Here is a 23810-nt window from a genome sequence, read left to right as displayed (position 1 = left end):
GCTCAAGCCTCCGCCTCGAACAGTTCGCGCTGGTCGGGGTCGGTGCGCATGGCCGAGCCGGTGCCGGAGTACATGTCGAAGTTCTCGGGCAGGACGATCAACACCTCGTCGCCGGCCATGTCGGCCAGCAGGTGGGCGTACTCGTTCTTGCCGACCGTGAGGGAGACCTTGATCCCGTTGGGCTTGAACGCCACCCCGTCCACGGAGGCCATGAAGTTGGTGCGGTTCTCGCTGGCGTAGGTGCGCAGGGCGGACCGGGCCGCCTTCTCGCAGTCCTGGCGGACCCGGCCCAGCACGTCCTTCTGCTTGTCCTCGGGCATCGCGTTCCAGGGCACCATCGCCAGCCGTAGCTGCTTCGTGGACGTGGCGATCAACTCGCCCAGCAGGACCGAGGCGGGGAAGCGCTCATCGCTTTGCAGGCTGTCGATCCGGCGCAGCGCCTCGACCTTGCGCTTGCCGGGCATCATGTCGGCGAGGGCGGCGGCGATGTCGCCATCGGTCCAGCCGAGGTTCGCCAGCACCTGGATGTTGTTCCGTATGGCGTGCAGGGTTTCCTGCACAAGCTGCTCGGGCGTGGGCAAGCCCTGGGGCGCGGCAGGGGCCGGTTCCGGTTGGGGCTTGGGTTCGCTGGTGCCCGGCGCGGGTTCGGCTCCCTGGCCGTCCTGGGCCGGTTCATGGGCCGTGCAAACCGGCCTGTTGCCGTCGTAGCGCCATTCCTTCGGGTATTCGGGGTCCGACACCTCGCAGGCGGCGGCGGCGCGGTAGATCGGGCACTTGTCGCCCCGGTATCGCGAACATGAACCGCACCAATCGGCCACGAAGGCGTCGAAAGCGTCGCCCTTCGGGGCGAAGATGCGCACCGGCTGCCCGGCTACGGCCCCGGCGGCGACGAACGCGGTGCAGGTCGGGTCGCCCACGGCGTCGTAGGTCCACTCGCGGGGATACTCGGGGTCTTCGGTTCCATAGGCCATGGTGCGGCCTTGGATGTCGCATCCCTTCGCGCCCCACTGGCCGCACCGGAAGCAGAAGGCGTCCATGAAGGAATCGCCCTCGGTGGCGTTCGAGGGCTGGAAAAGCCCGGCCCGTTCGGTATCGGCGTCCTTTTCTTCGGCCTCGCGGATTTCCAGCGAAAAAATCCTTGATTGGAGGGCCCGGCGGTTCGCCGCCTTGATGCCCTTGGCCTGGAGCGCTTCCCGGAGTTGGTCCGGGGTGGCGGCTTCCAGGGCTTGGTGGAACGGCTCCTGGAGGGGCGAGCCGGTGGAAAGGGTTTTGATGAGGTCGGACATGGGGTTCTCCGAAGTGGATGGGGGCCGCGTCCCTGCGGCGGGGGTTGCTCAGGGATTGGCCATGCGCCCGGTCGCATACCGGGCCAGGGCGGGCATGTGTTCGTCGCCGACCATACCCAGCACCTCGCACACGTCCAGCCAGTTGCGGGGACTTATCAGGCGGAAGCCCCTGAGCGCGGCCAATTCCCGGAAGTAGGCGATGGAACAAACCTGCGCGTCGTCGGGGACAGGTTCGGACTTGACGACCCTGCCGCCGTCGAGGGTCAGCAGGATGCGGGATAGGACGGGGGACGGGAGGGATACGGGCGCGGTCTCGCGCAGCGACCGGGCCATGTCGTAGAACTCCCGAACCAACCGCCGCTTGAAGCCGCGCACGATGGGGGTGTTCTTCATGTAGGTGAACAGCAGGGTGGTTTGCTGCTCGTTCAGGCGGGCGTATTCGGTGGGACGGCCAGCGCCGGAAGGGTTGGATTTCAAATCGGACCCTTTGTCGGAATTCGCGATTTCAAATCCAGAATTGGATTTGGCTTGGGATCGCGTTTCAAACGCGACCCTTCCAAATTCCTCCAGGTCGGCAAGGTAGGTCCGAACCAGCTTGATGACGCTGGCGTGTTCGGTCTTCGCGCCTTCGGCGATGGCGAGGGTGGTGGTCGTGGGAACGCCATCGGTCAGGGCGACGATGGGCGCAACTGGGGCGGTGTCTTGGGTAGACATGGGACGGACTCCATCATGTAAGGTTTGGAGCCGTCGCGTCTCTTTTCGACGAGAGATAGGCGACGGACGATGCGTGGGGTCGAAAACCGGCATGATGGCACCGGCCACGCTTGCGCGTGCCCACGCACCGCCCGTCAGCACTCGGTAGGCGTACCATGGACATAAAAAGTCCCCTGGTACGCTGGAATTGGGGCTGTGCGCCATCATGACTCGCGGGCTTCGACTCCCGGCCCCGGATGCGTCCGGGGTGCGGGTCATAACATAGGCCCGGTCAAGACGCGGTGTCAACATCGTTCCTTCCCTCTATGCCGCGAAAACCTTTCCGGCCACTTCCGGGACGCCCCGCGCCCATAGGCGGAAGTCGCCGATCAGGGCGAGGCAGTCGTCGAACAGGGCCGGATAGGGATACAGGGGGAAGGTGTGGGACTCGACGACCCGGTGGGGCGTCTCGTCGGAGACCTCGAAGACCCGGTAGACGAAGCGCTCGCAGCCGGTCAGGGCCAGATACAAGCGCCATTGGTAGGACGCCGCGTAGTCATCGGCCTTGAACGGGAGGCCGGTGGCCTTGAAGTCGCGGATTTCCAGGCCGTTCACGAGGTCGGCCTTGGCGTGGACATGGGTGTCGCCGAGCGGGCCGGAAATCCAAAGCTCGTGTTCCCCGACGAGGTCGGATTCCCCGATGGCCGCGTCCACGGATTCCATGTCCCAGGCCAGTTGCATGGTCCGGGGGTTGCCGGTTTCGATGTAGCGGTGGATATCGATGCCGCGCTGGATAGGCACGTTGTCGGAATCCTCCCGGTAGGGCGTGGTCAACCGCGCCACCAGTTCCTCCTGGGAGAGCGATTCATGCTGGAACCGGCGGAACGCTTCCAGGGCGGACACGCTGGTCTTGGCGGTGGGGGTCATGGCAGGTACTCCCGCAAGATGGATTCAGCCGCTTGCTTCGCCCTGGCGCACAGGTCCGGGTCGAACCATCCGAAATGGCACTCGGCCTGGGGGATGCCCAGCCGCTCGGCCAGCAGCCGGTAGGCGGTGTCCCGGTCCATCAGGCGGCTCCGGTGCAGGGCTTCGAAGGGCGCTTTCGCCGATTTCCGCGCCTCGCGGGTCTCCCGGTCCGCCAGGGTGCCCAGCGGGATATGGGTGAACGGGTGCATTCCCACATAGGCGTCGCACGGGCGGCAGAGGTAGGCCCACGGCCATTCGCCGTACACGCGCCCGTAGATTTCCCCGTTGTTGACTATCTGCACAGGTCCGCCGCAATAGGGGCACTGTTCCGGGGCCGGCAGGGGGTTGGAAACCCGCGCCATGGCTTTCCGGCTCGGGTTCCAGGGGGTTTTCTTCGCCGGGGCGCTCATGCCGCCTCCCTGGCTTCCGGGGTGCCTTCTTTTTGCCCTGGCTCGGCCTTGGCCCGGAACGCCTTGGCGTCCCTGTCGTACACCAGCCCTTGCCCCTCGGCGGCTTTCTTGAGCGCGGTCCAGGCTTGCAGGGACAGCGGCTTGCCCAGGGACGCGGCCTCCTCGATCAGGGCGTTCCAGGTGTCCAGTTCCCCGGCGGTCTTGGCGAACTCGATCTGGCCCCGGAATTCGGCCAGCTTGTCCACCGCCTCCTTCTGGCGTTGGGCGATGCCGCCCAGCGCGGCCTTCATCCGGGCCATGATCCCGGCGAACCACTCGGGGTCGGTGGCGAAGTCGGGCACCGGCAAGGGCGGGAAGCCGGCGCTGTTCTTGCCGATCCATTGGGCGGTGGGATTGAAGTCGAGGATGGTGCTGCGCCCGTCCAGCTTGGCGACGTAGCCCACGAAGTCGGCCACCTTGACGATCTCGTGGTAGGAGCCGCCGGTGATGTCGGGGCGGACGATGCGCTGGTCGCCGTCCTTCTCCTCCTTGTCGTGGCAGATGAGGATGACGTCCAGGCCGAAGGTGTTGACCTTGCGCAGCCAGGACACGAAGTCGTCCTTGAGCCGCCCGAAGCCTTGCAGGGTCAGCCCGCCGCTCGGGCGCTTGAGTTGGGTCTTGCCCTCGGTGGGGGGCATCGCCGCCGCCAGGAAGTCGAGGGCGCGGCCGGCGGTGTCCACCACCAGGGTGGAATAGCCGGCGAGGTCGTCCCTGGCGATCTGGGCCACGTCCGCCCAGGCCTCGACCTTGACGGTATCGGGCCGGAAGGCGGAGCGGTGGGAGCCGCGGTCGAAGTCGAGCAGCAGGGGGTGGGCGGAGGTGCCGCCGATGCTGGTTTTGCCCGTGCCGGGCTGGCCGTAGAGGGCGACGATGGTGGTGGACACCTCGATGGTGTCCGACGCCTTGGTGATGGCTTTGAGTGCCATGGGTTGCGCTCCTGGATTGAAAGGGGTGGATAGCGGCGTCCCTGCCGGACTCGTATGGCCTAGCGGACCGCCAGCCGGGTGCCGTTCCTCAGCGCCGCCCCGGCCACCGCCAAGCCTTCGCCCAGGGCTTTCTTGAGGGCCGATTTGTCGATGCGGATTTCCGTGACGGTGGTTTTGTATTCGTCGGGGATCGCCGCCTCGTCGAACACCTCGACGCTGGCCGGGTTCTTCTGGATCGCCAGCACGAACCAAGCGCACGGAATCTTGGCCTTGCCCAGCGTTTCCATGCCGGTCTTCACGTAGTGCTTGAGCCAGCCCGCACGGGTTTCCAGCGCCCTGCGGCGGCGCTCCATCCTTTCGACGGCATCCTTGATGGCCTCGGCCTCGGCTTCCAACTGGCGGGCGTAGGCGATGACGTTGACGGCTTTCACGTCGAATTCGCCCTCGATGGCTTCGAGGGTGTCGGCCACCACGTTCGGGGGGATGTCGTTGTCGGGGTCGGTGAACATGTCCAGGGCGTGGAGGTAGCTTCTTTCGATTTCGTAGAGCTTCATGGGGGTTCCTCGAAAATGATGGGGGCGGCGTCCCTGCCGGTGGATTCCTGGATGGTTTGCGCGGGTTGTTCCGTGTTGTTGGGCTTGCCACGATATGGGGGGCGTTATTCCCCGTGATACTGCCAAAGCACCGCGTTGCAATGGCAATGTACGGCACCTATGGTCATGCCGGTATCATGGTTATGATGAAGATGGATAGGCCACTTGAAAAAGTCCTTGGGGAAAAGCCCTTGTTTGATGTGGCGTCCCATCACTTCACCTGAAGCCGGCCCGGCAAGTGGCGCTTTGCAAAAGTGGCAAAGCCCCCCTTGTATCCGTATATATTCCTGGCGGACCGTTTTTCGATCCGCCGGGGAAAGGTCGTTGTAATTCACTGGCAAATCCACGTGACTTCTCCAAAGAATGGGGTTTAATCGCCGGTATGCCGGCTATCTCCAAAAGGTTTTGCGGACCATTGGCCGCTCGGGGCGGGTGATCCGCCTGCGGTAGGTGCGGTTCATCGCGCCGCCCTCCTCTCCGCCATGATTTCGGTTTCCACCCCGGCCACGATCCGTCTGGCGTTCCAGAGGGTGGTTTCCAGTTCGTGGGCCTTGAGTTCCCAGCGCAGGGCTTGGCGGCGGGCACCCTCGTATTCCGCCTCGGCGGTCTTGAGGCGTTGCCGGCACAGCCACAGCTTGAATCGCGCGGAAACGCTCATGCCGCCTTCCTCCCGTGTCCTGCCGCCGCTTCCGCCAGCGTCCGGTCGAACGCCATTTCCTCCCGTACCGCCTCCATGGCCCGGTCGATGTCGGCCTGGGCCAGGAGGCCCGCCGCCCGCAGCTTGAGGTTGTCGAGGGTGGCCTTGAGGCTTCCCAGCACGAACGGCCAATCGGCGTCCGCTTCGTCGGTGTCGGCCACCGCATCGACGGCCTTGTCGAGGCGGGCCTTGAACTCGTCGGCTTCGTCCTGGGGCAGTTGGGCCAGGGCCGCGGCGATGGTCATGCCCGCCCGGTAGTGGGCCTGGGCTTCCTCGAATTGCGCTTGCTGGCCGCGTGGCAAGCCATCCGGCCCGCGCATCGTGTACTCGGTCATCAGGGCCAATTCGGCCCGGTGCATGAATGGGGTTGCCATGGTCGTTCCTCCTGGGGAAAAAAGGGCGGGGGGTCGCCCCGCCCAAGGGAGCGCACTTCGGGCGGTCGCCCGGAGCGTTCGGGTCAACCCCGGAGGCCGGCCTCGTACCCGGCCACCCAGCGGGCGTTGGTGGTTTCGTTGGCCCCGGTGAACCCGGCCACGTAGCCGGAACGGATCGAGCGGCCGGCCATTTCGGCCTCGCGGGAGGCGCGGCCTTCGGCCTTGTCGGCGGTGCCCAGCCCGTAGCCCTTGAACCATTCGGCGTCGGCCTTGCCGCCCTTCTGCGCGGCGGCGAAACCGCGCTTGTAGGGGGCGGAGTCCTCGTCGGTCACGGTGGCGCGGGGGGTGGCGGGTTTGGGGGCGGGCGGCGCGGCGGGCCGGGCGGGGGCTTGGCCGCGCAATGCCTCAATGATGGATTCGGCGGCGGCGAGCCGGTCGGAAAGCTGGGCGACCGCGCGGGCCAGCAGGTGGTACTCGGCCAGCAACGCGCCGTAGGTCGGCAGGGCCGGGGCGGGAGCGCCCGCCCCGGTTTCGGTTTCGATGGCTTCCATGCCGGAATCCTGCGCCGGTTCCCCTACCGGCGCGGCGCTGGAATCTTCCGGCGCATCCTTTTCCCCGTCGGCGGGCGCTTCCGGTTCGCCCCCGGCATCCGGGTCGGACAAGCCAAGCCTTGCGCGGCCCTCGGCGGCTTCGCGTTGCGCCCGGCACACCGCGCCGTGGTTCCAGCCGGAACGGTAGTCGGCCACCTCGTGGACCGGCCCGCGCCCGGCGTCGCCATCGGCGAAACCTTCGTGCCAGCGGGCCTTGCTGTGGGCCGGGGCCGGGTCGGCCTTCGCTTCATCGACCGGGGCTTCGGGCGTCGGGTCGCCGCGCTTGATGATGTTCAGCGCCTTGCGGATACCGGCCATCTCGCCGGAATCCTCGGGGGCGGCTGCGGTCGGGGCTTGCGGGGCCGGTTGCGGGCGCTGGGGATGCCGCGCGTCCCAGAGGGTCCGCAGGGTGTTGGTGTACTTGAGCAGGTTGTAGGTGCCCTGGGTGAAGTAGCCGCGGATGAATAGCTCGAACCCTTCGTAGGTTTCGATTTCGTCGATGTGCGCGGCCAGTTGGAGGGCGGCGAGTTGTTCGCTTTGCGCGAAGGTCATGCCGGCGGGTGCCGGTGCCTGGGCCGGTTCGGTTGGGACGGTATCCAGGGGGGCGGGGGCGGTGTTGGGGGTCATGGGCTGCGCTCCGGTGTCGGGGTCGGGTTCGGTGGGGGCCGTCGCCGCGGCCTGCATTTCCAATTGCCGGGCGCGGGCTTCCAATTTCTCCGCCGCGTCCAGGTCGGCGCGGTAGGCGCGGTAATCGTCGGCGTAGCCCGCGCTGCACCGCAGTTCCGCCGCCTGTCTGCGCAGTTCCGCTCCGGGTCCGTCCTGGGGGGTGGCTTGGGGCTGTTCGGCGTGGGCGCGGGCTTCGGCCCTGGCCGCATAGGCGGCTTCCACCTCCTCCGGTGGCAGCCCGGTAACGGGGTTGTATTTGACGCCGATGCGCTTCAAATCAGCATGGGTCAGCCTGTCATTGGGGTCGATGCAGCCGTAGGGGCGGGTGGACGCCGGGATTTGGGCCTGGGCCGCTTCCTGGGGGGCGGGCTTGGGCTTGGGCTTGGGCTTGATCCTGCTGGCGGCATTCCAGGCCAGCGGCAGGCTGCTGAAGCGGCGGGGGCGACCGCCCCGGTCCAGAACGGGGTTCCCGTCCTGCGTGATGACGTAGGGCTTTTTGCCTTCGCCGGTTTCGTCGCGGGAAACGCTGATGCTCATGGTGCGCTCCTGGGTGGGGTTGTTCTTTGGGAGGGTGCCCCGGTTGGGTGGGGCTTGGGGGTACTGTACAATTAAAGTTGTTTTATCGTCAACAATAAAAGTTGTTCACTTTCCCGTGCCCACAAAAAAGCCCGGACTGGCCGGGCTTGGGGCATGAAAAAGCCCGCTCGGGGCGGGCTGGTGTCCCTGGCGGGGCGACACAACTATTTAGGAATGAGCGATCTTGATGTTAAGAAGCAGCCGCCTAACGACAAAATTAAGGGGCGCGGCGCTCCGAGGTTGATTCGGAGAAATGCCCTTGAGTCCGCGTCCCGTCCCACTTGAATGACTTGTTAGGCTGGCTACGGAGAACGGACTTTCCGGTTCCGCCCTGCGCGGATTGGGTTTGCCGCCGGGTCATAACAAAAGGCTACGGATTTTTCGCACATCGGTGGGGCTTAATATCCCGGCAGCTTGCATTTCACTGAGCCTCCTTGAGATAGCCTCCACGTTAACCTTTGTGGGATTATCTTCTTCAAAGAATTGAGCAAGCTCTGTAGCAATTTCATCTTCATCTTGAAACGAAGAGGTGCCATCGGTTGACATTCTTGAACGCATAACAAATATATAAAGAACTCGCGATTCTAAAGACGTGCCCTTGAGTTGCTTGATTTCTTTTGCAGACAAATAGGCCATATTTATACCCAACGAGAAATACATATGAACGCAATTACACAAGCTAAAGATGAACTCATTGCTATCGGCTTATGCGTAGAAATACCTGACGACAATGGAAGGTTATGTTTTCGTCTCCCTGTTGCCGATACAAAAGAGCAACGCCCACCGCCTAACTAGAAAGCTAAGGGGCGCGGCGCTCCACAGCCAATTCTGAGATACGTCCTTGGCCCCGCGTCCCCCTTGAGCGGCTTGTTAGGCCCACTACGGAGCGCGGACTTTCCCGTTCCGCCATGCCAGAAACTCCGGTTTGAAACCGAACCTGTCGATTCTCGGAAACCTCGCCGGTTCGGAATTCCGCGAACCCAACCGGAATCCCGGTTCCAGCCTTGGAAACACTTTCCGGCTCCACCAGAATTCGTTATTCCATGGCCTAACGCCCAGGTTAACCGGCGCCGGAGCGCGAAGCGCGCAGGGCACCAACACTGGCCATGAAAATGCCGAAGGCATGGCCAGTGTTGGCGTCCGCGTTGAACCGACAGTTAGGCTGGGGCGCGGAGTGGAAGGGCAAACAACAAGCTATTGCCTGGATGTTTGTGGAGTGATGCTTGGTGGCCATGTGACTCAATTCCTACTCATTCAGTTTGCTCAGGTCAGAGGCTCAAGCCAAAACACGCCATCGTGGTGTGCGATGAGCCTTTTGCCCAGTGCGCTGATAACAACCTCCCAATCTCCACCTGGCAGATGCTCCTCCTCGTGAGCGAGAAGCAATTGGCGTTTGAGCTCCACCGGGCTGATTTGCTCTGCGCTACGAATCTCGCTCTTGTTGTGAGGACGGACACGCTCAATGGTGATCGCCTCATCTTGCGGGAGTGCAGCCAGCACTTCCGTGAGTTCGCTCAATGAGAGGTGATGTGATTTTGGGAGTGCCACGATATTAGTTTTGTGAGGCCTAACGAAAAAGCTAAGGGGCGCGGCGCTCCGCAGTCGATTCGGAGATATGTCCTTTGCCCCGCGTCCCCCTTGAGCGACTTGTTAGGCCCGCTACGGAGTGCGGGCTTTCCGGTTCCGCCATTCCCAAAGCTCCGGCTTGAAACCGAACTTGCGGAAATCCGCGATTCGCTTTTCCCGAAACCGGGAACCACGCCGGAATCCCGATTCCCGGAGTTCAAATTCCAGCCTTGAAAACACCTTCCGGCTTAACCAGAACCCGCTATTCCATGGCCTAACGGGGATTAGACACCTTTTGTCGTCTAATCCAATTAGCACACCACCGCCCCCGGAACATCAAGGTGGGCCGGGAATACCGGCCCATCCTACCAGGCTGTTCTTTTGCTCATGTGAAGCGGTTTTATCGATTTGTCAACGTAAATACTTCACAGAAAAAACAGTGACGAATTTGGCAGGATTTAGGCTGCCCGTTCCTGTGGGCCGTTATTGTTGGTCCGAGTTTGGCCCGGACTTATATCTTGCTTTTCGATTTCATAAACATTTTCAACAGCCCGCCTCGTCTTTGGACTTGCTTCCCGAAATAGTTGTAAATGTCTTTGCTCTTCTTCCGTTAGAGATTTTTCATCCACCATCTCGTAGCTTTCGTCATATAGCCAAAATGGGTTGACCCTGCAAACCTGGGCAATCCTGATCAAGTGTGACGAACCGTCCGCCTTGCCAGTTTCTAAGCGCGAAACCATTTGCTGGGAAATGCCCACCTTCTCGGCAAGCCCCTTCTGATCTAGCCCTACGTATTCGCGGGCCATCTTGATTCGTTCTGAAAGGTTCATACGCGAAGGCTACAACCGCGATTGTTTTTGTTCAAACAACTTCCATGGTTGACCGTCGTACAATTTTTATTGTACGCTGACGCCCATGAACACCAAAAACACAATCATCGAAAAGGCAATCGCCGTTGTTGGCTCCCAAAAGGAACTAGCTCGGCGTATTGGTGGAAAGGTCAAGCAGCAGCACATTCATAGGTGGCTGTACCTCACAAAGTGCCTACCCGCCGAGCGAGCCATTCAGATCGAGATAGCCACCGATGGCGCGGTCACTCGCCACGAGCTGCGTCCTGATCTGTGGCCCCCGCCGTCTGAATTCGATCCACCGCCCGAGGACCGACGAACAACCCCCCGGAACGCCGCCAGCCCAAAAACCGGGGAGGCAGGCGGCAGCACGACCCGAAGGACCGCCCCGACCGCAGGAAGCGGTGAAGTCGTCGAGCGGGCCGCATGAACACCGTTTCCCCTCCGGGAAACAACCCGCGCCGGGTCTCGGCCCGGCGGTTTCTTCAACCCCAGGCCATACAGGAACTCCATGGCGAGGCCACACAAAGCGAAATCCGAACTCCGTGACTATTCGGTCCGCGTGAATTTCACCGCATCGGAATACGCGGAACTGGAAGCGAAGGCGAAGGCGGCGAAACTGCCGCTGGCGCTGTACCTGTACCAGAAGATCGGATTGCTCGCCGACGCATCGTCGCAGAAAGAAGCGGCTTAACGAAGGGTTTATCAATGCCTGAATTCGTTTTCTCGCTCACGGAAGATGAACAAGAGTTTTTAGGGATTAAAAACCTTCCGCCGAACGAGAAGGCCGGGGAATTGAGGCGGCGATGCCTGGAGGAATCCGGGCCGATGGAAACCCCGGCGGATGTGGCGACACCAAGGGCTTGCGCCGATCCCCCGTTGCCGACGGGGGCGAAAAAAAAGCCCCGGTAGGAGGGTATCCAGCCGGGGCTAAAACTCAAGGTGATAATAGTATGAAGGCGAAAACGACGGAAATCAAGGGCGGGGAATCGACCCCGCCGCCCGGCATAGCCCGGTGCCACTGGTGCGAAAGCCATTACCCGGAATCCGCCATCGTCGATGGGGTCTGCCCGGATTGCCGGAAATGGGGCGCGGTGCTGCTGCCATCCGCCCGCGAAATCGTCCTGGCCGGGCCGGTGACGATCCGGGTATTGGGGGATTTGACCGTGGTCGGGATAACCATGGACGGGGGGCGGCCATGAGTATCCTCGAATACCTGGACCGGCCAATAGCCTTCCATCGGTGCTTCGTCACCATAACCGGCTCGATTACCGCCAGCCTCATGCTTTCCCAGGCGCTGTACTGGCAGAAGCGTACCCAGGAAACCGATGAATGGTTTTTCAAGAGCCGCGAGGAATGGACCGAGGAAACCGGCCTGTCCCGCACCGAGCAAGAGACGGCCAGGGCGAAGCTCAAAAGCCTGGACTTGCTGCAAGAGGAACTCCGGGGGCTTCCGGCCCGGATGTACTACCGGGCAAACGTGGCCCGGCTGGAAGCGTTGCTGTGCCAACAAGTTGGCGGGAAACCTGCCAACACTGAGGCGGGAAACCTGCCAACAGGTAGGCAGAAAAGTCGCCAACATTTAAAGGAAACAGAGACTACTACAGCCGTCTTTCCGCACCCCTTCACGCTGAATTGGCATATAGCTCGGCGTAGCGGTTGCCGAGCAGGTCGAGGATTGTCCTGTGGTGGAGGTTGAGGCCAAGAACGAGGGTTTGGGAGTCCATGACTTTGAGCAGGCGGATGCCGGAAAAGTACTGGAAGACCCAGCGTGCGGTGGGGCACTGAGTGGCCTGGCCCTTCTGGTCGGGGAAGGATCGCTGGCTGATTTGCAGGGTCTGGCGGATCCGCCATTCGATGGCGGCGTAGATCAGCAAGCACAGGGTCATCACCATGAGCAAAGCCATCAGGCGGCGGGGCGATTTCAGGAACAGCGTGGAGGCAAGAAAGAGTGGGTCCTTCAAAAAACGGAATCCACGCTCGACCTTCTGTTGGCCCTTTTTGTAGAGGTCGATGACCCGGCCGTCGGGGAGCGCCTGGCCGTCCAGTTCGTTGGTGGCGACGATGAAGCAGCTTTTGCGGTCCAGCGCCTGGCGGTGGAGATCGATCCGGGAAGCCAGGCCCCCTTGGACGAAGTATTGGTGGGCGTCCGGTGGCTGGCCCTGGGCGGGACGCCCCTGCTTGGCGTAGCGGGGACGGGCGAGGACCTGGGCGTCGTGGACCGAGGTGAGCTTGTGCTGCTTGCGGAAGGCGCACAAAGCGGCTTCGGCGTCCGCCGCGCAGGCGAAGGGGGTCCTTTGGAGCCGGTCGAAGGCTTTCCACTCGGCCTCGCCCTGGGCCAGGTGCCGTTTGCCCAAGGCCTTCCCCGCGCGGTGGCGGGCGGCCTGGGTATGCACGACCAGCCAACGCTGCCGGATGCCGCCATGCGTAACGCACAGGCTCCGGAAGGCCAGTTCCTCCGGGCTCCGCGCCAGGTCGCCCGCCACCGCCAGGGTCAACTCGCGCGCCAGGCCGACGGTCTCCGGCACCCGGCTGATCCAGCCGAAGCCGTCCAATTCCCGCAGGGTTTCCCCGGTGTAGAGCGCGCTGTCGGCCACCAGATATTCCAGCCCCACGTCGGTCCGCAATTGCCCAACATGGGCCGACACCGTCTGGCGGAAGTCGGCCTGGTCGCTGCTGTTCCCGCCGAGCGCCTTCATGAGCAAGGGAATCCCGGCTTCGTTCTCGCAGATGAACTGCGCCACCACCTGGTTCAAATCCGGCCGGTGGTCGCGGCTGTACCCCTGGGTGACGCGGACGACTTCCGGCTCCTCCCCACCCTTGGGCTGGCCGTCGGTGTGCAGGCTGGTCGCGTCCAGGTGCCCCGTCCGGCACGCCAAGCCCAGCCGCTTCACCGCCTGCGCCGCCAGCGCGGCGAACAGTTCCGTGGGGCCGTACCGGTGGATGGCGTCCAGGGCGCGGCCCAACGCGTCGTCGTTCAGGTGCTCCGCGAGGACGCCCGGCCCCAGCAGCCGTTCCACCGGCTTGTCCTGGAAAAACCGGGGCATCAGGTACAGCGTCCTCTGCACGAACCCCAGGCCGTTCAGGATCATCGCCTTCACCAACACGCCCACCGACAGCTTGCGCTGTCCATGGTCCTGCGGAACCAGGCGGTCGATCAGTTCCACCAACCCCAGTTCATCGACCATCCCCGCCACCAAGCCCAGGTGATCGAGGTCCTGGACGGCATAGTCGGCGGCACCTCCTTCACCCGCCGCCGGGATCGAAACCGTCGAAGTCATGCTCCCTCACTCAGAAAAGGCCAAAGTGTAGGGCATGGGTGCGGAATCATGGGTGCGGAATGACGGCTACAGAGACTACGCAGAGAGATATCCCCCCACCCCCTTCGGGCAAGAAACGGAACCCCCCCGATCAACCCATCGAACTCCCTGCCTGGCTACCCCAAGCCGCATGGGCCGAATTCCGCCAGCACCGGAAGGAAATCCGCAGCCCCCTCACGCCCCTGGCCGAAAGCAAGGCCATCCAGAAACTCGACGAACTGCGCCAGCAGGGCCACGACCCGGTGAAGGTCATCGACCAGTCCATCGGCAACGGCTGGACCGGCCTGTTCCCGATGAAGGCCGACAAGGGCCAGCCACAACCGCCCAAGGAAGAATTCCGGGCCTCCTCGCGGAACCGGTGGTGAGCCATGGACCGGACACACCTCGAACAGCAGATCGCCGGCCTGTTCCTGCAATACCCCAAGGCCCGCCTGGAAACCGGCCTGGAACTGTCCGACTTCTCGGATTGGATCGCCCGCAACGTGTTCCACGCCCTGGGGGAGGTGCTGGCGCACGCCGGGCGCTCCGACATCTTCGCGGTGGTCGAGGCCTCGGGGAAGCTCCACGGCGAACTGGCGCTGAACTTGGCGACCGTGGCGGGCTTGTACAAGGACTGCGTCGGCGTCGAGTCCCTGCTGCCCGTCTGGGCGGCGGCGCTCAAGGAGGAATCGCGCCGGACGAAGACCCTGGAACTGCTGGAGACCGCCCACGAAGCCCTGGGCGACGCCACCCAGTCCCCCGACAAGGTCCGCGGGCGGCTCATGCTGCGGCTGGCCGACCTGGACGCCCCGGTGCGGAAATGGAACCACACCGCCGGGCAGATCATGGCCGGCGTGGTGGACCGGGTCGAGGAGATCGACCAGTGCCGCCGGTCGGGCAAGCCCCGCGGCCTGCCCACGGGGATATCCAACCTCGACCAGGGCACCGGCGGGCTGCACCCCGGCGACCTGACCATCGTGGGCGGCAGGCCCGGCATGGGGAAGACCGCGTTCATGCTCGGGGTGGCGATCCACCTCGCCCAGGCCGGGCACCGGGCCGGGATCGTCAGCGCCGAGATGAGCGCCGAGGAACTGGGCCTGCGCATGGTGTCCCACGCGACCGGCATCTCCGGCGACCGCCTGCGCCGGGGCGACCTGGGACAGGCCGATTTCGGGCGCATCGCCGGGGCCACCGGGCAAATCGCCGGGCTGCCGCTGCTGGTGTTCGACCGGCCCCAATGCACCGGGGCCGACATCGCCCTCCAGGCCCGCGCCTGGATGCTGGGCGGCGGACTGTCGGTCCTGTTCGTGGACTACCTGCAACGGCTCCGCAACGACCGGGAGTTCGATTCGATCAACTACGCCATCGGCGACAACACGAAAGCCCTCAAGAACCTCGCCCGCGACCTGAACATCCCGGTGGTGTGCCTCGCCGCCGTCAACCGCAAGTGCGAGGACCGGCCCGGCAAGCGCCCCGCCATGGCCGACTTGCGGGATTGCGGGGAGATCGAGTCGGAGGCGGATCAAATCCTGTTCCTCTTCCGGCGCGGCGTCTACGAGCAGTCGGCCCCGCCCCACGAGGCCGAGATCATCATCGAGAAGAACCGCCACGGGCCGCTCGCCACCGTGTCCGCCCGGTTCGACCAGGACACCATGCGGTGGTCGGGCACGGACGCGCCCGCCACGGCTTCCAACGTCGTCTACGGGGGGTGGTAGCCATGGGCCGCGCCTTGTTCGTCATGCGGGCCGCGCCCCACCCGGCGCGTTCCCGCGCCCTGGAGGCGGTCAAAACCGCCCCCGACGGCTGGACGGTGGAAATCAAGCCCCCGGCCCGCACCCTGGAACAGAACGCCCGGATGTGGGCCATGTTGACCGAAATCTCCCGGCAGGTGTGTTGGCATGGCGAATGGCTGACGGCGGAAAACTGGAAGGACGTGTTCACCGCCGCCCTCAAGCGCGAGAAGGTGGTGCCCGGCATCGACGGCGGCTTCGTCGTCGTCGGCCAGCACACGAGCAGGATGACCCGGCGGGAAATGGGCGACCTCATGGAACTCATGCACGCCTTCGCCGCCGAGCGGGGCGCGGTCTTTTCCTGGGAGGTTCCGCCCCCGCCCATGCTCGACGCCCCGAATGTCTACGACGGCGACTACACGGAGGTGTCCTTCTGATGGCGACGTTCCTTTCCGTGTGTTCCGGCATCGAGGCCGCGTCGGCCGCTTGGCTCCCGCTGGGCTGGGAGGCGCTGGCCTATGCCGAGATCGAACCCTTCCCGTGCGCCGTGCTGGCCCACCACTATCCAACCATCCCCAACCGGGGCGACATGACCCGATTCCAGGAGTGGCCCGATGCCCGACCAGATGTCCTTGTGGGGGGAACCCCCTGCCAATCCTTCTCCGTCGCCGGCCTCCGAGCGGGCCTGGACGATCCGCGTGGTCAACTCATGCTGGCCTACGGTGCGGTTGCTCGCCAATACCGCCCCCGCTGGCTGGTGTGGGAGAACGTCCCCGGCGTCCTGTCGAGCGGCCAAGGACGGGATTTTGGCACCTTCCTCGGGATGCTGGCGGAACTCGGGTATGGGTTCGCCTACCGGGTTCTTGACGCTCAATACTTCGGAGTTCCCCAGCGCCGCCGCCGTGTGTTCGTTGTCGGCCGTCTTGGAGACTGGCGGCGTGCCGCGGCGGTACTTTTTGAGCGCCACGGCCTGTCGGGGCATCCTCCGCCGCGCCGCGAACCGGGGGAAGGCGTTGCCGGAACCCTTGAGGCAAGCGCTGGCCGCGGCCGCGGGGCCGGAACCGCCCCCGGCATGATCGCCCCGACCCTGTCGGCCCGTGCCAGGGGGGGCGGCGGACTCGGCACCGACTTCGACCTGGACGGCGGGTTGGTGGCCTACCGCACCTCGCCGAATTGCGGAGCCTGGGATACCGGGGACCGGGTGGACGCGCTGACCACGGGCACCGATCCGGCCTCCCACGTGCTGGCCTTCCAGGAGCGGGGCCGGAAGGCGGGCCGTTGCCTGGAAATCATGGGCGACCTCCACCCGGCCCTGCTCGCGCCGGACGGCGGCGGCCGGGGCGGCGAGCGGAACCTCCTGGCCGGGACCGGCGTGCGCCGACTCACGCCCCGCGAGTGCGAGCGCCTACAGGGCTTCCCCGACGACTACACCCGCGTCCCCTACCGGGGCAAACCCGCTGCCGACGGCCCGCGCTACAAGGCGCTGGGGAACGCCATGGCCGTGCCCGTCATGCGCTGGATCGGCGAGCGCATCCAGGCGGTGGAGGCGATGGGGCGCCCAGCCGAGGCACCGCGCCCCATGGCCCGGCGCAAGGGCCACGCCACCTCGAAACCTTGACATCCCGATGGAGGACACCATGACGCTCACCGCCCCACAACTCGCCGCCGCGTGCGGCTGTTCCGGCCACGCCGCCCGGCGCTGGCTCGGCCCCCTCGTCCAGGCCATGGCCCGCTATGGCATCGACACGCCCGCCCGGCAAGCCGATTTCCTGGCCCAGGTCGGGCACGAGTCCGGCTCGCTGGCCTACGTGGAGGAGATCGCCAGCGGCGCGGCCTACGAGGGGCGCAAGGACTTGGGCAACACCCAACCGGGCGACGGCCAGCGCTTCAAGGGGCGCGGCCTGATCCAGATCACGGGCCGGGCCAATTACGCCGCCGCCGGGTCGGCGCTGGGCATCGACCTGTTGGCGAATCCCGAGCGCCTGGAAGAACCCGAGTTCGCGGCGCTGTCGGCGGCGTGGTTCTGGCGCTCCAAGGGGCTGAACGAACTGTCCGACCTGGGCGAGTTCGACCGGATCACGCGCCGGATCAACGGCGGCACGAACGGCGCGGCGGACCGCTGGGAGCGGCGCAAGCGGGCACGGACGGCGCTCGGGCTGGATGCGCCCCCGGCGTTGCGACGCGGGGATTCCGGTCCCGGCGTGTTGGCCCTGCAAAAGGCACTGGCGGCGCGGGGCGTGCGGGTCGGCGCGGATGGGGTTTTCGGCCCCGCCACCGAATCGGCCTTGGTCGTCTTCCAGGCATCGCACGGGCTGGTGGCGGATGGCATCGCCGGACCACAAACCCGGCGGGCGCTGGGGGTGTGATGACCGCCCCCCGGCGGAAGCCCCGCGACCGCGAACACCGGGAACAGGCCGCGCTGTTCGAGTGGGCCGAACTCAACAAGGCCCGCCATCCCGACTTGCGCCTGCTCCTGGCCATCCCCAACGGCGGGGACCGCCACCCGGCGGTGGCCGCGAGGCTCAGGGCGGAAGGCGTCCGGCCCGGCGTGCCCGACCTGTGCCTCCCCGTGCCGCGCGGTGGGTTCCATGGCCTGTGGATCGAACTCAAGGCACCCCAGGAGGCGGGATCGAGGCCCGGTGCCTTGGAACCCGGACAACTCGACTGGCTCGACGCCCTCAACGCCCATGGCTACAAGGCCGTGGCCCGCTGGGGCTGGGAGGCCGCGCGGCAAACCCTCATCGACTACCTGGAAGGCAAACCATGACCCAGACCCGAGCCAAACCCAAACCCAAACCCACGGCCAAGCTGGCCGCGATGATCGACCGGGTGGGAAAGTGAGCGAACGCGGGCCGGATATCATCCTGGACCTGCTGGCGCGGCTCAGGGCGCGGGGCGTGGAGATTCCGCCAGAGGTGTCCTGGGAGGTGGAGCGGGGGGTGCGGGCCGAATATGGCAACGATGCCGTGTGGGTGGGCAAGCGCCCGCCGGACCTGCACGACCGCATCCGCGCCCTGCTCGCCGCCGGGGTTTCCCGGCAGGACGCGGCGCGGCGGTTCGGGGTATCCAAGGCCACGGTGCGCCGGGCGGTGTCGGCGCAGTAGCGGGGCGCGGTGCTGACCGGTCCAAAGTGCGGGACGCATAGCGGTCAATGAAAAAAAGGCGATAGAATGTTTACATCCCCAAGCATCCCGGACACCACCATGTCTCCTAAACTCGCCATCCGTCAACGCCCATCCGCCGATGGGCAATACCTGATCGACTTGCGCCTGGAACGCCCAGGCGAAGCCCCCATCGAAGGCAGCGCCTCGATAACCTTCCAACTCACCCCACAGGAACAGCAAGACCTGCGCTGGTACATGGAGGATTATCCCCAGCATCCCGAAGCGGTCGAAGCGGCGCATATCGACCAGATCGAAGCCATGATGCGGGCCCGGGGCGGGGAGCTTTACGACAAGGTGCTGGCCGCGAACCGGAATACTCAGGCGATTTGGTTCGCCATCCGCAATGAACTGGCCGACCTCCGCATCGAAATCAACACCGGCATCGCCGAAGCTGCGGCGATTCCGTGGGAACTGATGCGCGACCCGGAATCCAATTCCGCGCTGGCGGTACGGGTGCAAGCCTTTGTCCGCGTGCAATCCAATCCGAATATCGGTTTTGTCAAAGTGCCCCAGGCCCATGAGGGACGCATCCGGCTGTTGTACGTGGCTTGCCGTCCTGGTGGCACCAGAGACGTGGCTTTGCGGGCGGTCGCCAACCGTTTGTTGAAGGGTTTGGAACAGGCCGGGAAACGTCGGCACTTCGACATCGCCGTATTACGCCCCCCGACTTACGAACAATTGCAAAAAACCTTGGCCGAGGCCAAGCGGGCGGGCCAACCCTTCCATATCGTCCATTTCGACGGCCACGGCACGTATACCGATCTGAGCCAAACCCGCTATGCGGCCTGGCTCAACCGGCTGGGCGCGTTCAAATACGAAGGCAAGATTGACGGCAAGCGCGGCTATCTGTTGTTTGAACAGCCCAAGGACGATGACGGAATCCAGCCCGTTTCCGGCGAGGAACTGGGTAAATTGTTGCACGACCACGGCGTTCCGGTGTTGGTGCTGAACGCCTGCCAAAGCGCGATGCACGACGCCGCCGAAGCCCCGGCGGACGCCGATTCCGTCCATGATGAAGTCCGCGCCATCGGCTCCTTGGCGCAAGCCGTGGTCGATCAAGGCATCCCCGCCGTGTTAGGGATGCGCTATAGCGTGTTCGTCGTCACCGCCGCGCAGTACATCGGCGAACTCTACGCCGCCCTGGCCCAGGGCCAAAGCTTCGGCGAGGCAGCGACCTTGGCCCGTCGGCATTTGCGCGACAATCCCGACCGTTGGGCGGGTTTCGGCCTGTTGCGGCCCTTGGCGGATTGGTTGGTGCCGGTGGTTTACGAGGCCATGCGCCTTACGCTGCCGCAAACCACCGCGCCTGGCTTGGGCGGACAGGTCGAATCCGACCCTATCCTGAGCGACGACCGGCTGCGCCTGCGCTATCCCGAACAAGGCTTCATCGGTCGGGACGAGACCCTGCTGCTGCTCGACCGCGCCTTCGACAAGCATCCGGTGGTGTTGCTCCACGCCTACGCCGGGCAGGGCAAGACCAGCGCTGCCGTGGAATTCGCCCGTTGGTACACGCAGACTGGCGGGCTGACGCGGGTCTTGCTGACCTCGTTTGAAATCCACGTTGACCTTGAGGACGCGCTCAACCAACTGGCTCACCATTTCAAGGATGTTTTGGAAGCCCACGGCATAGAATGGCACGCGGTCAAACCGGGCGAGCGCCGCCCCATGGCGCTGGAACTCTTGCGCCGTTATCCGCTGCTGTGGATTTGGGACAACGTGGAACCGGTGGCCGGGTTCCCGGCGGGCAGTGAATCGGCCTGGACGGGCGCTGAACAAGCGGAACTGGCCGATTTCCTCAGGCAACTCCGGCAGGATCAGTCCACCCAGGTCAAGCTTCTGCTCACCTCGCGCCGCGACGAGCGGGCGTGGCTGGGGGATATTTCCCATCGGGTTTCGATGCCGCGCATGTCCCGCGCCGATTCCGCTGCGTTGGCTTCGGAACTGGGACGGGAGCGGGGTTGGAAATCATCCGATATCGATGGTTGGGGACCACTGTTAGATTACTGCACTGGGAATCCGTTGGCCTTGCGCGTCTTGGCGAAGCAGGCGATCCGTTTGGGCTTGCGCGGGCAGGAGCCGGTTGCGAAGTTTATTCAGGCCGTGCGCGATGGCGAGCAGGAGATCGAGGATGCCGACGAAGCGGAAGGGCGTGGGTACTCGTTGGGGGCTTCGCTGGCCTATGGGTTTCGCAATGCTTTCACCGAAGAGGAAATGCCGGTGATTGCTTTGTTGAGTTTGTTTCAGGGCGTAGTGCCGGTTGAAATATTCTCTTACATGGACATGGGCCAAAGCAGATACATATTACCGGAGTTGCAAAACCAGGATCAGGATAAAATCATCAATATATTGAACCGAGCTTGCGAGGTGGGCTTATTAACGTCAATAAGCGGCTCTTGGTACGGTATCCATCCAGCTTTTCCTTGGTTCCTAAAGCAGGCATTCAAACAGTATTATGATGGAACGCCAGGACGTTCTAATTCAGAAACAGCTTTGCGAGCTTGGGTGCAAGGAACAAACTTTGCTGGTAGCTACTATAATGAAGAGTTTCATCACGGAAACCGACAACAAGCCACCCAATTTCTAGGCTTGGTGGAAAATAATCTGCTGCACGCCCGCCATTTGGCTCGCCGTTTAGGTTGGTGGCATATTGTGACCTCAGGAATGCAAGGTTTAAACGTATTGTACGAATACCAAGGACGGCTGGCGGAATGGGCGCACCTAGTAGCGCAGGTCGTGCCGGAATATTGCTCAGACGATGATGAGCCGTTGGCAGGGCGGGAGGAATTTTACGGTTTGATTTTATCCTATCGCATCAATTTGGCTCGATACTACGACCGCGATTTAGATTACGCCGCTGCTTTGCAAAATAAGCAGCTTAAATGTGCTAGACAGGAAGCTGCCGCTGTACTGTCGTTGCCGGAAACTACCCCACTGAATACTTACCAGAAGGCTTTAATTCGCAACTTAGCAGCCAGCATATTTACACTTGGCTGTATTTTATTGGAGCAGAATGATGTCGAGTGTGTGGTGGTTTATCAGGAAGCCATTTGCTACTACCAGCGAATAGCTGATACCACCGCAGAAGCCATTATCTATTTAAACATAGGTCATGCTTACCGGGTTATCTCCGCTATCCGTAACTGGGATATGGCTGAAACTGCCTACCAACGCGGCTTGGAATTACATAATCCCAGCGATGCGGTAGGGCGTTCTGCATCTCTCTATCAAATTGGCACAATTCATCATGAGCGTTTCAAAGAAACATCCCTTCGGAGTGAAAGAGAGGAAATTACGCTACGCCATGCCCAGGTAGCGGAACAATATTATCATGAGGCATTGCAACTTTGTCCCACTGATTCCGTAAACAATCTTGGGCCAATACATAACTCTCTAGGCATACTCTATGGGCAACTCCGGCGGATGGAAGCATGCCGTGAGCATCTTGAACAAGCCGTGCAATTTCACGTGCAAGTTAACGAACACTACAGTGCTGGGCAAACGCGCCGCAACATGGCCTTCATGTACGAGTCAGCCGCCAAGCGTGACCCAATCCATCGCCACGACCTACTACTCCGTGCCCGATCTTATGCCGAAGCCGCCCTGCGCGACTTCCAGCGCTACCAAGGCCGCGCTGCTGCTGATGAAACCCAAACCCAACGATTCATCGCCGACATCGACCAAGCCCTGGCCGGATAACCACGCTTTGGGCCATCCCCAAGCATGAAAAAGCCTGGCCTAGCCGGGCTTTTAGCTGTCAGTGCTATCATCTTCGCTTTTGAGGGACATTAGCATGGAACTCTCAGCAAAAGAACTGGGCCAACTCTATACCATCCTGAAAACTCTAATCCCGGAAGCGCCGCCAGACCTACAAGCGGAAATAGATGCGCTAACCGACAAGATTGGTGCCCATTTTCAAGAAAAGCATCCTCAGTATTTCGAGCAGACCGTGATGACCATCAATCTCACCTTGGCGCAAATTAAGCAGTTCTATGGAACACCTCAGCGCGAAAATTGACCGTCCTTGCCGCGCATCTCGGGCCGGTGCTATGCTTCTTACCGGAGCCTAGAAACCTCCACGTAAGCGGTAGCCGCACCCGTAAGACCATGCGGTATTTTTACGCCATCAATCCGCCCGGCGTCCGAGTTGCGATGCCTGGAGGGGACGGAAATAAACCCTCGCGGGTGAATACCGTCCGCCGTCTTACGTCGGTTTCTAGCCTCCAGGTGTCCACCTTTCTAGAAAAAACGTAGGAGTTCATCATGGCTAATCAGCCCCAAGGCGCAACCGCGCCGACCGTGTTCCAATTCCAATCTTCCTTTGAAGTCAGGGTTCTCGTTATCGACAACGAACCTTGGTTCGTCGCTGTCGATGTCTGCGCCGCTCTGGAAATCGTAAATCCAACTCGCGCCCTGAGCCGCTTAGATGACGATGAAAAGGGGCTTCATACTGTGAAGACCCTTGGCGGAGACCAGCAAACCAACATCATCAACGAATCCGGCCTCTACTCCCTGATCCTCACCAGCCGCAAGCCCGAGGCCAAGAAGTTCAAGAAGTGGGTGACTTCGGAGGTCCTCCCGGCCATCCGCAAGACCGGGCGCTATGTCCACCCCGAAGCGGCCCAGCCCGCGCCCGCCGAAGCGCCCGAGCTTTTCTCCTCCGCCGACCAGCAAAACCTGCAACGGCTGGTCTGGCTCATCACGCACCGTTTCCACTTCAAGCACGCCTTCGTCCAAGCCGTCTGGTATGCCCTCCGCGCCATCACCGGCAACCCGTCGCCCAACCGCTTCCAGGTCAACCATATTCCCCCCCTCGCCGCCGAACTGCGCCGCATCTTCGCCATCACCGGCACATTGTCCGAAGCGATTTCAGAAGCCGAGGGAATGGTCATCAAGCGCATCCTCCGCCATGGCGAGAACGCCGAGAAGGTGCTGGCCGAAGCCAAGGCGATGTTGCTGAAAGCCGCCGGGGAGGAAGCCACCGAACTGAATGTCTGCCTGTCCCGCTGGGACGAGCATGAAATAGCCCAGTTCGTGACGCGGGATCGGCGCGGCCATGGATCCAGTTACGCCGATGTCCAGGAGAAATTGTTCCACTGAGGAACCCCCGCCGCAAGGACGCGGCCCAAAATTCCCCAGGGATTTCAATTGCCTATGCAATTGAAACCGGCCTCACGCGCACAATACGCGCATGGCCACCACCCCCGCATACACGCAAGCACAATTCGACGCGGCTTCCACCGTCCGCCCGGACATAGAAGCCGGGGAACTGGTGCGGCTCAAGCACATCACCGGCTTCTCCAAGCTGTTCAAGGACACCCAGTACAAGCGGGCCTGGGTCACGAAGAACCAGATATTGCTCGCCAACAAGCTCGGGGTGAAACCGTAGC

The 23810-nt window shown here is 63.3% G+C and carries 28 protein-coding genes; 15 read left to right on the top strand and 13 right to left on the bottom strand.

Annotated elements, in window-relative coordinates; translation table 11 throughout:
• Positions 1-2 precede the first annotated feature (2 nt).
• The 12 genes from B9N93_RS14530 to B9N93_RS14475 all read right to left on the bottom strand — a co-directional run bounded on the left by B9N93_RS14530 (position 3) and on the right by B9N93_RS14475 (position 10212).
• Positions 3-1286, bottom strand: coding sequence for a hypothetical protein (locus tag B9N93_RS14530; RefSeq protein WP_085214850.1), 1284 nt, complete (start codon positions 1284-1286; stop codon positions 3-5).
• Positions 1287-1334: 48 nt separating this feature from the next.
• Complete coding sequence (locus B9N93_RS14525) at positions 1335-2000, bottom strand: Rha family transcriptional regulator (RefSeq protein ID WP_125468998.1); 666 nt, start codon at positions 1998-2000, stop codon at positions 1335-1337.
• A gap of 303 nt (positions 2001-2303) precedes the next feature.
• Positions 2304-2906 (bottom strand): hypothetical protein, encoded by a 603-nt coding sequence (locus B9N93_RS14520; protein ID WP_085214845.1) that lies wholly within the window; start codon positions 2904-2906, stop codon positions 2304-2306.
• Positions 2903-3355, bottom strand: a complete 453-nt coding sequence (locus tag B9N93_RS14515) for a zinc-finger-containing protein (protein WP_085214843.1) — start codon at positions 3353-3355, stop codon at positions 2903-2905. Before B9N93_RS14515 ends, B9N93_RS14520 begins: the two co-directional genes overlap by 4 nt.
• Positions 3352-4320 (bottom strand): ATP-binding protein, encoded by a 969-nt coding sequence (locus B9N93_RS14510; protein WP_085214841.1) that lies wholly within the window; start codon positions 4318-4320, stop codon positions 3352-3354. Before B9N93_RS14510 ends, B9N93_RS14515 begins: the two co-directional genes overlap by 4 nt.
• A 59-nt stretch (positions 4321-4379) precedes the next feature.
• Positions 4380-4874, bottom strand: coding sequence for a siphovirus Gp157 family protein (locus tag B9N93_RS14505; RefSeq protein ID WP_085214839.1), 495 nt, complete (start codon positions 4872-4874; stop codon positions 4380-4382).
• Between the two features lie 496 nt (positions 4875-5370).
• Positions 5371-5571, bottom strand: coding sequence for a hypothetical protein (locus tag B9N93_RS14495; protein WP_085214835.1), 201 nt, complete (start codon positions 5569-5571; stop codon positions 5371-5373).
• The gene (locus tag B9N93_RS14490; RefSeq protein ID WP_125468997.1) at positions 5568-5984 is read right to left on the bottom strand and encodes a hypothetical protein; all 417 of its coding nucleotides are present in this window, start codon (positions 5982-5984) and stop codon (positions 5568-5570) included. The genes B9N93_RS14495 and B9N93_RS14490 overlap by 4 nt, the downstream gene beginning before the upstream one ends.
• A gap of 83 nt (positions 5985-6067) precedes the next feature.
• Positions 6068-7777: a hypothetical protein gene (locus B9N93_RS14485; protein ID WP_085214831.1), complete on the bottom strand. Its 1710-nt coding sequence runs from the start codon at positions 7775-7777 to the stop codon at positions 6068-6070.
• Between the two features lie 396 nt (positions 7778-8173).
• A complete protein-coding gene (locus B9N93_RS24795) occupies positions 8174-8452 on the bottom strand; it encodes a hypothetical protein (protein ID WP_125468996.1) in 279 nt (92 codons plus the stop codon).
• Between the two features lie 627 nt (positions 8453-9079).
• Positions 9080-9334 carry a hypothetical protein gene (locus B9N93_RS24790; protein ID WP_125468995.1) on the bottom strand — a complete coding sequence of 85 codons (255 nt, stop codon included), beginning with the start codon at positions 9332-9334 and terminating at the stop codon, positions 9080-9082.
• A 506-nt stretch (positions 9335-9840) separates the two neighbouring features.
• Entirely contained in the window at positions 9841-10212 is a 372-nt protein-coding gene (locus B9N93_RS14475) for a helix-turn-helix domain-containing protein (protein ID WP_085214827.1), read from the bottom strand.
• Positions 10213-10297: 85 nt separating this feature from the next.
• On the opposite strand from B9N93_RS14475, the gene B9N93_RS14470 reads away from it, so the two are divergent.
• The 4 genes from B9N93_RS14470 (at position 10298) to B9N93_RS24785 (ending at position 11929) form a co-directional block, all read left to right on the top strand.
• On the top strand, positions 10298-10660 hold the full coding sequence (locus B9N93_RS14470; RefSeq protein ID WP_085214825.1) for a transcriptional regulator: 363 nt from the start codon (positions 10298-10300) through the stop codon (positions 10658-10660).
• Positions 10661-10741: 81 nt separating this feature from the next.
• A complete protein-coding gene (locus B9N93_RS14465) occupies positions 10742-10924 on the top strand; it encodes a hypothetical protein (RefSeq protein ID WP_085214823.1) in 183 nt (60 codons plus the stop codon).
• 259 nt (positions 10925-11183) lie between these two features.
• Positions 11184-11432 (top strand): hypothetical protein, encoded by a 249-nt coding sequence (locus tag B9N93_RS14460; RefSeq protein WP_085214821.1) that lies wholly within the window; start codon positions 11184-11186, stop codon positions 11430-11432.
• Entirely contained in the window at positions 11429-11929 is a 501-nt protein-coding gene (locus tag B9N93_RS24785; RefSeq protein ID WP_125468994.1) for a hypothetical protein, read from the top strand. The genes B9N93_RS14460 and B9N93_RS24785 overlap by 4 nt, the downstream gene beginning before the upstream one ends.
• Here the strand turns inward: B9N93_RS24785 and B9N93_RS14455 are convergent.
• Positions 11856-13511 (bottom strand): IS1634 family transposase, encoded by a 1656-nt coding sequence (locus B9N93_RS14455; protein ID WP_085214819.1) that lies wholly within the window; start codon positions 13509-13511, stop codon positions 11856-11858. The genes B9N93_RS24785 and B9N93_RS14455 overlap by 74 nt on opposite strands.
• Before the next feature lie 59 nt (positions 13512-13570).
• Here B9N93_RS14455 and B9N93_RS14450 point away from each other — a divergent pair, with 59 nt between their 5' ends.
• The 11 genes from B9N93_RS14450 (at position 13571) to B9N93_RS14400 (ending at position 23809) form a co-directional block, all read left to right on the top strand.
• A complete protein-coding gene (locus B9N93_RS14450; RefSeq protein WP_085214817.1) occupies positions 13571-13915 on the top strand; it encodes a hypothetical protein in 345 nt (114 codons plus the stop codon).
• A gap of 3 nt (positions 13916-13918) precedes the next feature.
• Positions 13919-15244, top strand: coding sequence for a DnaB-like helicase C-terminal domain-containing protein (locus B9N93_RS14445; RefSeq protein WP_085214815.1), 1326 nt, complete (start codon positions 13919-13921; stop codon positions 15242-15244).
• Between the two features lie 2 nt (positions 15245-15246).
• On the top strand, positions 15247-15696 hold the full coding sequence (locus B9N93_RS14440) for a recombination protein NinB (RefSeq protein ID WP_085214813.1): 450 nt from the start codon (positions 15247-15249) through the stop codon (positions 15694-15696).
• Positions 15696-16877 carry a DNA cytosine methyltransferase gene (locus B9N93_RS26995; protein ID WP_085214812.1) on the top strand — a complete coding sequence of 394 codons (1182 nt, stop codon included), beginning with the start codon at positions 15696-15698 and terminating at the stop codon, positions 16875-16877. The genes B9N93_RS14440 and B9N93_RS26995 overlap by 1 nt, the downstream gene beginning before the upstream one ends.
• Before the next feature lie 19 nt (positions 16878-16896).
• Complete coding sequence (locus B9N93_RS14430; RefSeq protein ID WP_217807304.1) at positions 16897-17625, top strand: peptidoglycan-binding protein; 729 nt, start codon at positions 16897-16899, stop codon at positions 17623-17625.
• Entirely contained in the window at positions 17625-18026 is a 402-nt protein-coding gene (locus B9N93_RS14425; protein ID WP_085214807.1) for a VRR-NUC domain-containing protein, read from the top strand. The genes B9N93_RS14430 and B9N93_RS14425 overlap by 1 nt, the downstream gene beginning before the upstream one ends.
• A 70-nt stretch (positions 18027-18096) precedes the next feature.
• Complete coding sequence (locus B9N93_RS25570; protein ID WP_085214805.1) at positions 18097-18363, top strand: helix-turn-helix domain-containing protein; 267 nt, start codon at positions 18097-18099, stop codon at positions 18361-18363.
• A 99-nt stretch (positions 18364-18462) separates the two neighbouring features.
• Entirely contained in the window at positions 18463-22119 is a 3657-nt protein-coding gene (locus tag B9N93_RS14415; protein ID WP_085216285.1) for a CHAT domain-containing protein, read from the top strand.
• Positions 22120-22213: 94 nt separating this feature from the next.
• Positions 22214-22438 (top strand): hypothetical protein, encoded by a 225-nt coding sequence (locus B9N93_RS14410; RefSeq protein WP_085214803.1) that lies wholly within the window; start codon positions 22214-22216, stop codon positions 22436-22438.
• Between the two features lie 245 nt (positions 22439-22683).
• The gene (locus B9N93_RS14405) at positions 22684-23520 is read left to right on the top strand and encodes a BRO-N domain-containing protein (RefSeq protein ID WP_085214801.1); all 837 of its coding nucleotides are present in this window, start codon (positions 22684-22686) and stop codon (positions 23518-23520) included.
• A gap of 91 nt (positions 23521-23611) precedes the next feature.
• Positions 23612-23809 carry a hypothetical protein gene (locus B9N93_RS14400; RefSeq protein ID WP_085214798.1) on the top strand — a complete coding sequence of 66 codons (198 nt, stop codon included), beginning with the start codon at positions 23612-23614 and terminating at the stop codon, positions 23807-23809.
• Position 23810: the final 1 nt, after the last annotated feature.

This window comes from Methylomagnum ishizawai (assembly GCF_900155475.1).
Classification (GTDB): domain Bacteria; phylum Pseudomonadota; class Gammaproteobacteria; order Methylococcales; family Methylococcaceae; genus Methylomagnum; species Methylomagnum ishizawai_A.
The sequence above is the reverse complement of the archived record's forward strand: the minus strand, read 5'-3'. Positions and strand labels throughout refer to the sequence as shown.